Raw genomic sequence first — 13,079 nt, 5'->3', positions numbered from 1 at the left:
TCGCTGATATGGGTTCATTAAGGCTAGAGACCGGAAAGCTTCGCGGTTTCATTCATTATGTCTTAAAAAAAGCAAAAGATCTGATTCATAAGGAAAATGGCGGGACAAATAAAACAAAAGGCAGCCTTATGGCTGCCTTCCTGATCTGAAGCGTGCGTTGAGATTAGTTTACCCACTCACGCAGAGTAAAGGTCAGTGTATGAACGTCGTTCTTCAGCGTTAATGTATCTTTGGTTAAAGTGACGTCATTCCAATCCATCAGTGATTGAGATACCGCTTGTTCGGTGTCCATTACATCGCCGATACACATTTTCATGGTCATACCCATTTTTTCAATGCGTAGACGGTTGTCTTTCAGCTCAGCCTGACCAAAGAAGTTGTTGCAGCCTGCGTTGCCGCTTGCCATCATCTTCTCACCAATTTCTAGGCGAGGCGCATCGTAGTGCTCATTTTTCACGATGTCTTGGCCATCAATTTGAGTCAACTGCCAGTTATGATGTTGCAGATCCGTCGCGGTAATTTGCACATCGTCACCATTGCTTGCGCAGGCAGCTAACAGAACTGGCATCGCCATTGCGGCAAGTAATGATTTTGAACTAAGCTTCATAATATTCACTCCAAATGTGGAAAACGCGGTCAGTATAGTCAATAAAACACTGTTTTTGTCAGCATACGGTCATAGTTTAATATGCAACTTTGTTGGTGGATAGTGTGAATCTGCTGTTGTAACAGATAGTTAGCGCAATAAGGACATCAGAATATTCATGGAGCAACTTGAGTTTTTCCAAGTCCCGAGCCCGTGTGTCGGCGTTTGTACGGTTGACGACAGGGGATATTGCCGTGGCTGCATGCGCAAAAGGGAAGAGCGGTTTCGCTGGCTGGAGATGACGCCGGCTGAGCAGTTGCACGTGATTCAGTTGTGTCGCCAGCGGTATCGAAGAAAAGTACTTGCGGCTAGGAAGGCGGCGGAAACAGAGATTGAACCCAATAATCCGCAACAGGAATTGTTTTAACGCTTAGGCTAGGGCTCTGGATGCGCTAGCCTAAACATCATTCTCGCGGCTTGTTATTTTAAAGCCCAAAGGTCACTGACCCAACCACCCGCATGCTCGTCAAAGTGAGCGCCGGTGAATTTACGTTTCGCTTCTTGTTGTGGTTTTGCTTTTTTGCTGTCGGAGAGCATCGTTCGTATGTAGTTCGCCATCGGATCGGTACATGAAGATTGCTTTCGTAATGCGACTTCTTTGATCATTTGAAGACGAAAACTTTTAGTGGCACGTTTCATTGGGGGACCTCCATTTGTGATGACGACTAATTTTAAAAGTTAGATCTTGGTCACTTCATCGTCAACACAAGCGATGCCCTATATTTTCTAATGCATTTTGGTTGATTATTAAACAGCAAACCCAGTCATCGACAGGGTTTATATATTAGAGAGCACTGATTTTCCTATCACGATGATTGGAAAATGTAAGGGAAGTTTGACAGCTCAAATAGTTGAATAACATTGAGTTGCATTGCTAGTCGAGTGACTTTTTAAAGCGCATTGAGGCGACAAACAGTCCCAATACGGTGAATCCCGCCAGCCACACTGTATCTTTCCATAAGTCGGCGAGATCAGCGCCGCGCAGCACAATCCCGCGAATCAGGCGCATAAAGTGCGTAGCAGGCAGAACTTCAGATATCCACTGCGCCGCGACGGGCATGCCTTCGTAAGGAAACATGAAGCCAGACAGCAAAATGGATGGCAGCAGAATAAACACCGTCATCTGCATCGCTTGCAACTGTGTACTGGCGACTGTCGAAATCATCAGGCCCAGCGTCAGACTGGCGGAAATAAACAGTAAAGTGCCAAACAGAATCTGACTCAGCGAACCATTAATCGGTACATCGAAAATTGCATGCCCCAACCCCAGAATGATGAACACCTGAATCAGACCGACAAAAATATACGGAACGATTTTCGCTATCATCAGTTCTATAGAATGCACCGGTGTTGTAATCAGTAGTTCCAGATTGCCACGTTCACGTTCACGTACGATGGCTGCACTGGTAAACAGAATCATGGTCATGGTCAGGATTACGCCGAGCAGCCCAGGCACGATATTAACTGCCGCGCGCCGACTGGGGTTGTAGAACAGAGTAATCTCAAAGGTCGGTGTGGCTGCGGGTTTGATTTTAAAATCGAAATCCTGCAACGGCATGTTTTTAAGACCTGAAATAGCGCCCGCAATCATGGTATCTGAACCGTCCACAATCCATTGACCAAGCTCACGACCTTCTTGCACCCGCTGGGTTAAATCTTTCGGCAGAACCAGCGCGGCGCGGACTTCGCCACTGGCAATCGCTTGCTGCGCTTGATCTGCGGTCGTGTAAGCCTGAGTCACATTGACCACTTGGCTCACTTTAATCGATTCTGTCAGCAGGCGGCCAAATGTGGATTGGCTTTGATCAACCACTGCCACCGGAATGTTGCGAACATCGGTGTTGATGGCAAAGCCAAACAAAATCAGCTGGATGAGCGGAATCATCACCACCATACCGAAAGTGATGCGATCGCGTGACAACTGGCGAAACTCTTTCACCATGACGGCTTTAATGCGATAGAGCGAGTTCATTGGCGGCCTTTCCCTGTCACGGTAACAAAAACATCTTCCAGGCTCGGGCGCGCAATCGTCATTTCGGCGTGCGCTAAGTCTGGATTGGTTTGGCGTAGCCAGGCAATCGGGTCCTGAACTTGACGATGGATTAATACACGCAGACGAATGCCCAGTTGCGCGGCGGAGCGCACTTCTGGCTTGGTGAGCAAAACTTCTTTGAGCTTACGCAAATGTGGCGCTTTCACTTCCACGACCGTTACGCCCATTTGCTGCATCAGTTTTTCTGGTTCATCATCGGCACGAATTTCACCGGCTTCCATAATCGCGAGCCGATGACAGCGTTCGGCTTCATCCATGTAGTGTGTTGTCACCAGAATGGTGGTGCCTTGTGAGGAGAGGTCAAACAACTGTTCCCAGAATTCGCGGCGGTTTTCCGGGTCGACCGCTGACGTCGGTTCATCAAGGAACAGCAGTTCAGGGCGATGCATGGTCGCCGCCGCCAGCGCCAAACGCTGTTTCTGACCGCCGCTCATTCCGCCGACGCGTTGTTTACGGCGTTCATCCAATCCATACGTTTTCAATTGTTCGTCAGTTCTGGCGTTGAGTTCCTTGCGGTTCATACCAAAAATCTGGCCAATGAATTGCAGGTTTTCTTGCACGCTAAGATCGTCGTACAGTGAAAACTTCTGGGTCATGTAACCAATCTTCAGCCGCAAAGCTTCAGATTGACGGGGAATATCCAGCCCTAATACGTTTACCTGACCTTCCGTTGGGCTCAATAGCCCGGTCAGCACTCGAATGGTGGTCGATTTACCACAGCCGTTAGGTCCCAGAAAGCCGTAGATACTGCCTTTCGGCACACTGAGATTAATGCCTTCGATGGCGGTGAAGTCACCGAATTTTTTCATCACGTTCTGCGCGTGAATGGCGAGATCGCTCATACCAACTCCTACGGCAAATCAACTTGTGCCGGAATCCCGGAAGGCAGAGACTGCGCCGAGTTCGGCAGGTCCACTTCAGCAAGATACATCAGGCGCGCACGCTCGTTTTCAGTCAGCGCGTAATATGGAGTAAACGAGGGTTCGTTAGCTACCCAGCGAACCGCGCCCTGATAGCTGTCGGCAACGCCATCGACATGCACCGTCACTGTTTTGCCTGCGGTAAACTGAGCGCGAAAACGCTCGGGGACATACACTCGGGCGTATGGCACGCTGTCGGCTTGCACTACGGCCACGATGCTGCCTACCGAGACGCGTTCGCCAAGGTTGTAGGGCAGGTTGTCGAGAATGCCGTTACGGGTAGCCACAATCGTCAGCTCACTGAGTTTCTGTTGCTGAAGTGTCACGTTCGCCTCTGCGGCGGCCAGTTCGGCTTTCGCTTGCTCAATATCTTCAATACGTGCACCAGCGGTAAGCTTGGCAAATTCTTCTTTGGCCGAATCGAGCTCAGCGCGGGCAGAATCTCTTACCGACACAGCACTGTCTTTTTCGGACTGACTGATTAAACGTTTTGATACCAGTTCCGAGACGCGGCGAAAGCTTTTTTCTGCTTCCGTGAGCTGCGCCGTGGCACGGGATACGCGAGCTTGCGCTACTGCGATATCTTCCGGACGTTCACCATTGGTGAGTTTGGCCAGATACGCGGCCGCTTTGGCACGCTGTGCGATGGCTTGCGCCACCATGGCCTGCTGACTGGCATCATCGAGTTTTACCAGCACATCACCAACATGCACTTCGCTGCCCTCTGTAATAGGTAGTTGGCGAATGATTTCGTTGCTGGTGGCAGAGAAGGTCACCCGATCGCGTTCTAGCGTGCCAAGGGCTTGATTCTCTGAGTCCTGACTGCAGCCGGAGAGCAGCAGAATGAGAAGCGACAGTGTTAAACCCCGTTTCATGAACTGCTCCTTAATAAAATAAGCGTGAGGCACAAAGTGCGAAGGAATTCGTTTCATCGTTACAACAAGTTTATGTTAGATAAGCCATTTGTCGCACTCATTATTGGTGAACTCTGTGAATTACCAAACCAGATTTATTCATCAAAAACGCGTTGTTGTGGAATAGCGGGGAGAATGGGGAAACGGTGATGTGACAGCGAAAGGAGAAGGGATAACAAAACGGCCCACAGTGTGGGCCGTTAGGGTGATGGGCTTAGCGCGTCAGGCTAAACAGTAAAGCGGATACCGCCAGAACGCCGACAAACAGCACAAAGTAGGTACTTAAACGCTGCTTGTAGGCGTGTAGCGCTTTCACTCGATAGACAGCAATCATCGGCATGATAAACAGAATCATCGCGATGACGGGCCCGGATAGCGCTTCCATCATCCCGAGAATGCTTGGGTTCATTACCGCCGCAAACCAAATCGCCACAAACATGAATGCAATGCCAATTTTGTCAGCGCTGCGTGCAGAGAGACCACTGTGTTTGATGATGAGCCCGTTTAAGCTTTCACGCGCGCCAAGGAAATGTCCCAGAAAGGACGAGGTGATGGCAACAAATGCGACCAAAGGACCGAGCGTGGCAATAAACGGATTGTGGGTTGCGTTTGCCAAATAAGACAACACCGAGACATTCTGCGATTTAGCTTCAATCAACTGCTCGGGTGACAACGCCAGGACGCAAGAAAACACAAACAGCAATACGAATGCGATCAACATGATGCTGGTGCGTTTAAGGATTTGCTCAGATTTGACAACCGCGTTGTCTTTATAGTGGCGGCGCTGAATGTTGGCAAAGCTTGAAATCGCCGCCGCATGACTGAATGAAAATACGACCACTGGCACTGCGAGCCAAACCGTTTGGGTGAAATTGCTGAGCGCAGGCATTGCCAGAGATGGCATCGTCCAAAACGGAATGAGGTAAAAAGAGAGTGCTGCAAGTATGGCGGCAAGCGGGTAAACCATGGCGGCAAAGGCGCGCAGCATGATCTTCTCTCCGCCAAGCATAATGGCGATCAGGCTGAATACCAGTGCACCTGACAGCAATTCTCTTGGTGGACTGCTCATTTGAGCCTGATTGACGAGAAAACTGTCGACCGTGTTAGTGAGACCGACGCCGTAAATCAGCAGAATTGGGAAAATAGATAAGAAGTAGAGCAGGGAGATCAAGCGACCAGCTTTGGCGCCGAAGTGTTCTTCGACCACATCGGTAAAGTCTGCGTCTGAACGCTCAGAAGAGAGAACAAAGCGCGCCAATCCTCGATGCGCGAGGTAAGTCATAGGGAAAGCCAACACCGCCATCAAAACCAATGGCCAGAATCCACCTAAGCCGATATTGATTGGAAGGAACAGAATACCAGCCCCGACCGCGGTGCCAAACAGGCTGAGTAGCCAGTGAGTATCGTGTTTATTCCAGGATGTTGTGGTTTTAGAAACGCTAAAATCTAAAACTTCTTGAGATTCTTTCACTGAATTGAAGTCCATATAAGAATAATAATGTTGCGAATCCTACTCCCTTTAGTTGATGTGATCACACTGTGACTCTGGTCATATTCACTGGCATACACAAGAAGCGTTGATGTATGAAACTATGAAAAAAACGAATTAATAGGTTTTTATTCTAATTTTTCACTTTATTACTGAAACTAAAAACCAAAAAATAACTATTTTTTGGTTTGATTGAGATGTTAACAGAGTGTTTGATTTAGAGTTGTGGGTTATTCCATCATTCATTTCTAACGTGCGGAAATAAAAGCAGTTTTGCCTATGGAGTTGTTGTGCAATTTGCCGCACAATCGATACCTGCCTGTTTAAAAATTATAACAATCCATCATGTTTGCTAACCTGCGTGCCGAAATCATTCTCGTCCTGACTACACTGCTTGCCGCAGCGGGATGGGTATTCTCTAAACAAGCCATTCAAGGGCTGCCTCCTTTTGGTTTTATCGGTCTTCGATTCGTGACCGCGTCACTTATTCTATTGCCTTTTTGCTTGCCTGCACTACGCAAAGCCTCGCTAGGCGATATGCTCCGTTCTATGGGGGTAGGTGTATTTCTGGGTGGATCTATCTTTTGCTGGATCTACGCGATTTCCATCAGTGACACTCTTGGTGAAGGGGCCTTTATTATGAGCCTGTCGATGTTGTTTGTGCCGCTGGTAGCTTGGCCGTTGTTCGGGAACAAACCCAGCCGGGCGTTTTGGATGTCATTGCCGATTGCTGTGGTCGGTTTGTTTTTACTTGCTTGGAACGGTGAGTGGAATGTTGCCGCCAGCCAGTTATGGTTTCTACTTGCTGCGGTTGGACTCGCGCTGCATTTCAACTTCAATAGCCAATACTCCGCTAAATTGCCACCAATGTTGTTGACCACGTTACAGCTTTTCGCGACAGGTTGTCTTGGGTTGCTCCTGTCCTATTTTGTTGAAGCCTGGCCACAAGAGGTGAGTGGTGAAACTTGGAAATGGTTTGTACTCAGTGTTCTGCTGGCAACCAGTCTTCGCTACCTGATGCAGACGGTCGGGCAAAAACATGCTAACCCAACCAACGCCGCCATTCTGATGCTGCTTGAACCCGTTTGGACCCTATTGCTCAGTGTTTGGATTTACAGTGAATCAATGCCACTGAACAAAATTATCGGTTGTGTGTTGTTGCTCGGTTCATTGCTGCTATACCGTATGAGCAACATTCGACGCTAATCCGGTTTGAGTAGAAAGGGCGCTAAGGCGCCTTTTCTTTTTTCTACTCTTCGATGTATTTCAATTACTTTCATTAGGTTAGATGGCACCTTCTCGCGAAATTCTGCCTTGATATGAACGGCTGTGACTAAGTGACATTCCGTTTGTGTTCTTATACTTGCTTAGCAATCAAGGAATAAGGAGAAGAACATGGCGGTGATTTTATATGTGCGGATTAAGTCTGGATTGGATCCCGATGAGCTGGAAAGAAGGGCTCTTGAGCGTAAACCTCGGTTTAAAGAAATCCCTGGATTGATACAAAAGGTTTATGGTCGCGACCCGCAAACTGGCGAGGTGTGTGGTATCTATTTCTTCAAAGATCTGCCGTCCATGCAAGCCTTCAAAGAGACTGAACTGGCAAAAACCATCCCATCGGCTTATGAAGCGCTAGACGTGAGAAGGGAGGTGTATGAGCTTATGTTCCCGCTTTATGAAGAGCGCGGCCCTTTTAGTCACTCATGATGACTCTGAACCCGAAACGCTGCTGAATGTGAATAATCAGCAGCGTTTCGGGTGTTCTTCTCTATCCGACCAGTTTCTGTCCTGCGCTGTCGCAGTTGATGAGGTTACGGCCATTTGATTTCGCCGCATACAACGCCTTGTCCGCTCTTTTCAGTAGTTGCTCAGGATAGAGATCGCTGGTTTGAACCTGCGTGATACCAATACTCACAGTGATAGACATCGTCATGTTGTCATACTCCATCATGGTCTGTTCTATGGCATGACGAACCGCATTGTAGATAGCCAATGCGCTTTGTTTGTTCTGATCGTGCAGTATCAGGGCGAATTCTTCGCCTCCAATGCGTGATAGATGACCGTCTGAACCCAGTAAGGCTGATGATATTCCGACCACTTGTTTGAGTACGTAATCGCCGGCGTTATGGCCATATTGATCGTTGAGTATCTTGAAATGATCAATATCCATCAATCCTAAAAAGAAGGACGCACCATCCGAGTGGAACTGTGCTAACGCGTGCTGAATTTCTTTGGTAAATACGCGGCGGTTAGGAGCACCAGTCAGATGGTCCGTAGAGGCTAACTGGTTAAGCTCCATGACCTGCAGACGCAGGTTAATGTTCAGTGCAATCCAGTTTGCCAAGCATTGCAGTTCAAGTGCCTCGGTTTCGGAATAATAGCTGGTTTGATTGTGTGCTACATTCAACGTGCCTAAACATTGATTTCCACACAGTAATGGCGCATCCATACAAGTTTTCATCCCGAACTGGCTGAGCATGATGCAATCTAACTCATCGGATTGCGCCAAATCGTCACAGATGATCAGTGTTCTCTCAGAAAACGCACGACCGACGAAGGTTTGCGCGATAGGCACCGGAAAATCGAGCGGAATCGCTTTATTGCCACTGATAGAGTAGAGCTTTAAATATTCACTGCCATCTTGCAAAGTGATGCTGGCGCGCTCGGCGTCAAATAATCTGTGTATCCACTGCGAAACGGTATCGAGAACTTCCTGAAGTGAAGGTGCCGCCGATAATGCGTGAATAAATTCGGCAGGCAAATTGATGTGGTATCCTTTTTCAAATTCGGACAGCGTTAAAGGGGCAAACTTTCTTTCGGCAGGCATAACTACACCCCTTTAATTATTATATTTTTCTTTTTTGATACCGATATTTATTAACTCATTCGTTATGAAATATGGATAGATTTCCCTTTAAACATTACTGGTATTTTTATCAGATGCAAGCTCGGTGAAATCAACTGTCCCAGTGTCAAACAAGTGTTGGGAAGGATCCCATTTAATTCATAGATATCAGTTATCTATATACATTTTGATTCATGTTGTTCCTGCAAAAATACTACTTTTGAATTAGTTGTTAATGATGAGAATATGAGGAAGATGTGAATCAAAAGTTGAGCAATTCTCACTGTTGATACAAATAACAGGATTGGTAAATATACGACTGGTTACATGTTCACCGTTCGGTAAAGTTAGTATTTTGCATAGCAGTCAAATAATGACAATTATTTTCATTTAAGTAGGACGCGATGCAGAGAATGCCAGTTGGTGTGGATTGAAAGAGATTTAAAGCCGGGCAAGACTCCGGCTTTAAATCTATAGATTAGTGCTTACGACCAGACTTGCCGCTCAATCTGTTTGAGAAATTGGACTTTGGCCCATTGCTCCTCAACGGTAAGCTTATTGCCTTCTTCAGTGGAGGCGAAGCCGCATTGTGGGCTGATACACAGGTTTTCAAGCGGCACGTATTGCGATGCTTCGTCAATCCGCGCTTTGACTTGAGCGGCATCTTCCAGTTCAGGGAATTTTGAGGTAATCAAGCCGAGCACAATTTGGCTTTGCACATTGGACCAATGACGCAGGGGAGCAAAGTCGCCAGAACGTTCGGAATCGTATTCCAGGAAAAAGCCATCGTAGTGAGTGGCAAACAGAGCTTCAGCTACAGGTTCATAACCACCGGAAAACAACCAGGACGACGCGTGATTGCCGCGGCAGATGTGTGTAGTAACCACCAAGTCATCAGGTTTATCGCGCAAAGCTTCATTGATGATTCGTGTACAAATTTGAGCAATTTCATCTGGATTGATTCCTTTCGCTTCAAGGCCGCTGCGTTTCTCTGCATCGACCAAAAACGCCCAATTCGTATCATCGAATTGCAAATAGCGGCAACCTCGGGCGTAGAACGCTTGAATGGCATCACGATACGTTTGCGCTAAGTCTTGGTAGAACAGCTCTAGATCCGGGTAGATATTGTGAATACGTGATGAACCATCGTTAGCGAGAATTTCCTGACGGAGAATCATTGTCGGACTGGGAATGGTTGCTTTGGCGACGTAGTGTTCATCTTCACCTACTGCATTGAGCAGGAAATCAAAGTGTTCCAGAAATGGATGCTCAGGGTTAAAAGCGATACGACCGATCGCTCGAATATTGTAAGCCGGTGCGGCTTTGCCATGAAATTTCTGATTGTAGCCGGCATCAGGTGTATAACCTTCGATTCCGTGCAGATTTTCCAAAAAGTCGATGTGCCAGAAACCGCGGCGAAATTCACCGTCAGTGATGGCCTGGATGCCTGTTGCCTTTTGTTGCGCTACCAATTCGAGAATGGCTGCGTCTTCAACCTGAGTGAGCTGAGAACGGTCTATTTTCCCTTGAGCGTAATCACGGCGTGCCTGATGGAGAAAAGCCGGGCGCAGATAGCTGCCTACGGTGTCAGTGCGAAAAGGAGGACGTAAAGCCATGATAGTTACCTCTATTGTGAGTCGGGTTTGTGAGGTCAGAGTAATGGATGGCTAGACGTCTTGTTAATCTGATTTTGTTCATAATCAATATGAAACAAATTCAACTAGATGGATCGCAGAAAAATGAAAACGACCAACCGTAAGAAAGGAGAGGCTGGTCGCTACTATAAAACTGGGTAAGAGTGTGGAACGTTTACTAGCAAAGATCGCGCATTAGCGTCTCGTATTCCTCTTTGGCCTCTTCTATCAAACCTACCAGCTCTGTGGCATCTTCTCCCGAGAGATCTAAATGCCAACGCATCTGGTTAGTTCGCCCAGTATCCTTACAGGTTAGTTCTGTACATTTGCCGTGAGTTTCAAAACAGAGTGACTCAAACTCACCGTTAAACTTACGTTTTTCCTCCATAATATGAATATGCAAATAACCAGTCGGGTTCACCATTACATTTGCATGATGATGTCCCTTTCCTGCCAATGTGTATGACCGATGTTTAGTGTACATAATATGCTCGATTTCAAACGTGTTTCTGTCCATGCAACCGTCAACAGCGTGGATGCGCCCACTTCACACAAAGTATAGGTAGACATCGCTTGGCTAAGTGAAGCACTAGGCATCTTTTTTAGAACAATTGTTTGTATTTATTTGAGTGGTTGTAACTGAATGGAATGCTTAGAAACAGGATGTTGCGTATCGCGAAGGTACGTGGAAATAGGTGTTTGATCATGAGGGTTATTTCCTTCATTTCGATCTCTCGTCCGACAAGGGGCAGTGTATCTGAATTTAGACGGTTCAGAGTATTGTGTGAGGTGCCAGAGTCGGGGGAGTTCGAAATGAAGGGGATATATTGAACTGGCAATGATGTGAGGTTTGGAGTATTGCCAGTTCTCGGGTGCCTAGCGGCGTTTAACTATGATTTCTTTTCTGCTTTTGTGTCTTTCCAATATTGGATGCGAACACGATGCAGCTGAGCTCTTCTCATTTTTTTCATAGTAATCTCCTTTATAAGTAACGCTCTTAGTGAGCTTATTGTTTAAGGTTTACTTAATGGCTCCCTTTCGTTGGGAGCGTATTACAAATTATGGGTTTTCCCATAACGTCTTGAGTGAGTTTTAAATATACTCACCAAATTTCATGTCGGTGACTTACGTCTTCATTCGGGATTACATTACCCGCTTCATATGACACTAACATGTCAATCAAGTTCCGTGCCTATTTGTCACCGAATGTTCATATTCTTACACCTGAATGCCCATAAAAAGCAACAATTCGTTTTGCATTATTTGTTTACGTAAACAAAACACAGGCAATGCAAAACCAATTTTTGCTCTCAATATGGATACGAGCTATGACGGTTGGCTGTTGAACGCAGGGTAAGGCACTATTTTGCCGCATTCAAAGCACTGGACTTGTGCACGAACGGCAACGCTGATGAGATATCAGAAACTCTTCGAAATAGAAAGGTTAAGTGAAGCGTAAAAATTACAATTCGAACAAATCGTCGAACCTACGCTTTTCCAGAATATCTTCAATTCGCTTTCTGGTTTGGTGTTCTGTTAATACTTTCTTTTCTTCTGGAAGATTCGCTTTCTCTTCCGTTTTCTCTTTAACTTTTTTCGGCATAAGATTATTTCTGTCGAGTTGAATAAAATGATTCTAGACGGATAAATTCTAAAGGACAGAAATCTCGCCTAATTTGTGATGCTTGTTCTAGAATAGTCTGCGATTTTTATCAAACCAGAATAATAGGTTGTTTAAAAACAGCTGTTTTCAAAATTCCAGGTAACAAAACGTTAATGTACACACGCTTTAAACGTGACGCACAAACTCTAACGCCGTTATTCCATTTCAAAGATTGGAAGATTCTAATTTACACTTAAAGCTAACTTTCATCGCGATACCACAATGGTGTGTGCAATGTTAAGTTGCAGGCGTTTAAAATCGAGAATTTCTAGGAGTGACCAGATTTAATTTGTAGATCAGACAGATGTAAATCGAGGGAAAACCAGAAGATTAAGCAATTGAAAGGGATTGAATAGCGCGGCAACGGGTGCCGCGCTAACGGAATTATAGTGCTACTACGTTTGCAGCTTGTGGGCCTTTTTTGCCCTGCTCAACGTCGAAGCTTACACGCTGGCCTTCAGCCAGAGTTTTGAAACCTTCAGAAACGATTGAAGCGAAGTGTACGAATACATCTTTGCCGCCGTTGTCTTGAGTGATGAAACCAAAACCTTTAGTTTCGTTGAACCATTTTACAGAACCAGTCGATTTGTTAGACATAGAGACCTCTAGATTTTCAATATTTACGAGTTATAAGTGTGCTGATAACAAAAGCTATTACATGGACTATCGAGAGGAGCTGTCGCAGGAGCTATACGAAGAATATCGAAAGATAACTGAGAGAACTTTATAGACGTATCATTAATAGCTCAATGGTAAGAGCTGAGGGGCAGTATACAGGTTAAACAAACAATGAACAGCTTTATTTTATCCAGAAGCGTAAATATTTATTTCACTCTCGCCACGCTAGTTTATAAACCAAACCGCGTACCGAATGATGCAGACGCGGTAGTGGTGGAGTGTAAGAGAAAGAGCCCG

13 protein-coding genes are annotated in these 13,079 nt (G+C 46.2%); 3 read left to right on the top strand and 10 right to left on the bottom strand.

Annotated elements, in window-relative coordinates:
- Positions 1-163 precede the first annotated feature (163 nt).
- Positions 164-607, bottom strand: coding sequence for an META domain-containing protein (locus JIG40_RS02920; RefSeq protein ID WP_020428628.1), 444 nt, complete (start codon positions 605-607; stop codon positions 164-166).
- Between the two features lie 157 nt (positions 608-764).
- On the opposite strand from JIG40_RS02920, the gene JIG40_RS02915 reads away from it, so the two are divergent.
- Entirely contained in the window at positions 765-1,013 is a 249-nt protein-coding gene (locus JIG40_RS02915; protein ID WP_038156396.1) for a DUF1289 domain-containing protein, read from the top strand.
- A 53-nt stretch (positions 1,014-1,066) separates the two neighbouring features.
- Here the strand turns inward: JIG40_RS02915 and JIG40_RS02910 are convergent, their stop codons facing one another.
- The 5 genes from JIG40_RS02910 to JIG40_RS02890 form a co-directional block, all read right to left on the bottom strand.
- Complete coding sequence (locus JIG40_RS02910) at positions 1,067-1,285, bottom strand: hypothetical protein (RefSeq protein ID WP_020428625.1); 219 nt, start codon at positions 1,283-1,285, stop codon at positions 1,067-1,069.
- Positions 1,286-1,520: 235 nt separating this feature from the next.
- Positions 1,521-2,618, bottom strand: a complete 1,098-nt coding sequence (locus tag JIG40_RS02905) for an ABC transporter permease (protein WP_020330317.1) — start codon at positions 2,616-2,618, stop codon at positions 1,521-1,523.
- The gene (locus JIG40_RS02900; RefSeq protein WP_020428623.1) at positions 2,615-3,541 is read right to left on the bottom strand and encodes an ABC transporter ATP-binding protein; all 927 of its coding nucleotides are present in this window, start codon (positions 3,539-3,541) and stop codon (positions 2,615-2,617) included. Before JIG40_RS02900 ends, JIG40_RS02905 begins: the two co-directional genes overlap by 4 nt.
- 8 nt (positions 3,542-3,549) lie before the next feature.
- Positions 3,550-4,494, bottom strand: a complete 945-nt coding sequence (locus JIG40_RS02895) for an HlyD family efflux transporter periplasmic adaptor subunit (RefSeq protein WP_020428621.1) — start codon at positions 4,492-4,494, stop codon at positions 3,550-3,552.
- A 253-nt stretch (positions 4,495-4,747) separates the two neighbouring features.
- Entirely contained in the window at positions 4,748-6,004 is a 1,257-nt protein-coding gene (locus tag JIG40_RS02890; protein ID WP_038156473.1) for an aromatic amino acid transport family protein, read from the bottom strand.
- 363 nt (positions 6,005-6,367) lie between these two features.
- Here JIG40_RS02890 and JIG40_RS02885 point away from each other — a divergent pair, with 363 nt between their 5' ends.
- The gene (locus JIG40_RS02885; RefSeq protein ID WP_020330321.1) at positions 6,368-7,228 is read left to right on the top strand and encodes a DMT family transporter; all 861 of its coding nucleotides are present in this window, start codon (positions 6,368-6,370) and stop codon (positions 7,226-7,228) included.
- A gap of 189 nt (positions 7,229-7,417) precedes the next feature.
- Positions 7,418-7,729 carry a YdhR family protein gene (locus JIG40_RS02880; RefSeq protein ID WP_020428617.1) on the top strand — a complete coding sequence of 104 codons (312 nt, stop codon included), beginning with the start codon at positions 7,418-7,420 and terminating at the stop codon, positions 7,727-7,729.
- Between the two features lie 61 nt (positions 7,730-7,790).
- Here the strand turns inward: JIG40_RS02880 and JIG40_RS02875 are convergent, their stop codons facing one another.
- The 4 genes from JIG40_RS02875 to JIG40_RS02860 form a co-directional block, all read right to left on the bottom strand.
- Positions 7,791-8,849 (bottom strand): sensor domain-containing diguanylate cyclase, encoded by a 1,059-nt coding sequence (locus JIG40_RS02875; protein WP_199464724.1) that lies wholly within the window; start codon positions 8,847-8,849, stop codon positions 7,791-7,793.
- Between the two features lie 503 nt (positions 8,850-9,352).
- Complete coding sequence (locus tag JIG40_RS02870; protein ID WP_020428613.1) at positions 9,353-10,483, bottom strand: 5-methyltetrahydropteroyltriglutamate--homocysteine S-methyltransferase; 1,131 nt, start codon at positions 10,481-10,483, stop codon at positions 9,353-9,355.
- A gap of 196 nt (positions 10,484-10,679) precedes the next feature.
- Positions 10,680-10,985 (bottom strand): hypothetical protein, encoded by a 306-nt coding sequence (locus tag JIG40_RS02865; protein WP_038128281.1) that lies wholly within the window; start codon positions 10,983-10,985, stop codon positions 10,680-10,682.
- Positions 10,986-12,548: 1,563 nt separating this feature from the next.
- Positions 12,549-12,761 carry a cold-shock protein gene (locus tag JIG40_RS02860; protein WP_020330329.1) on the bottom strand — a complete coding sequence of 71 codons (213 nt, stop codon included), beginning with the start codon at positions 12,759-12,761 and terminating at the stop codon, positions 12,549-12,551.
- Between the last annotated feature and the right edge of the window lie 318 nt (positions 12,762-13,079).

The sequence above is a fragment of the Vibrio sp. bablab_jr001 genome (assembly GCF_016464285.1).
Lineage (GTDB): Bacteria > Pseudomonadota > Gammaproteobacteria > Enterobacterales > Vibrionaceae > Vibrio > Vibrio fluvialis.
The sequence above is the reverse complement of the archived record's forward strand: the minus strand, read 5'-3'. Positions and strand labels throughout refer to the sequence as shown.

Excerpts from the sequence above, each read along its gene's own strand:
- JIG40_RS02920 (WP_020428628.1), bottom strand. The coding sequence starts at position 607 with ATGAAGCTTAGTTCAAAATCATTACTTGCCGCAATGGCGATGCCAGTT.
- JIG40_RS02915 (WP_038156396.1), top strand. The coding sequence starts at position 765 with ATGGAGCAACTTGAGTTTTTCCAAGTCCCGAGCCCGTGTGTCGGCGTT.
- JIG40_RS02910 (WP_020428625.1), bottom strand. The coding sequence starts at position 1,285 with ATGAAACGTGCCACTAAAAGTTTTCGTCTTCAAATGATCAAAGAAGTC.
- JIG40_RS02905 (WP_020330317.1), bottom strand. The coding sequence starts at position 2,618 with ATGAACTCGCTCTATCGCATTAAAGCCGTCATGGTGAAAGAGTTTCGC.
- JIG40_RS02900 (WP_020428623.1), bottom strand. The coding sequence starts at position 3,541 with ATGAGCGATCTCGCCATTCACGCGCAGAACGTGATGAAAAAATTCGGT.
- JIG40_RS02895 (WP_020428621.1), bottom strand. The coding sequence starts at position 4,494 with ATGAAACGGGGTTTAACACTGTCGCTTCTCATTCTGCTGCTCTCCGGC.
- JIG40_RS02885 (WP_020330321.1), top strand. The coding sequence starts at position 6,368 with ATGTTTGCTAACCTGCGTGCCGAAATCATTCTCGTCCTGACTACACTG.
- JIG40_RS02880 (WP_020428617.1), top strand. The coding sequence starts at position 7,418 with ATGGCGGTGATTTTATATGTGCGGATTAAGTCTGGATTGGATCCCGAT.
- JIG40_RS02875 (WP_199464724.1), bottom strand. The coding sequence starts at position 8,849 with ATGCCTGCCGAAAGAAAGTTTGCCCCTTTAACGCTGTCCGAATTTGAA.
- JIG40_RS02870 (WP_020428613.1), bottom strand. The coding sequence starts at position 10,483 with ATGGCTTTACGTCCTCCTTTTCGCACTGACACCGTAGGCAGCTATCTG.
- JIG40_RS02865 (WP_038128281.1), bottom strand. The coding sequence starts at position 10,985 with ATGTACACTAAACATCGGTCATACACATTGGCAGGAAAGGGACATCAT.
- JIG40_RS02860 (WP_020330329.1), bottom strand. The coding sequence starts at position 12,761 with ATGTCTAACAAATCGACTGGTTCTGTAAAATGGTTCAACGAAACTAAA.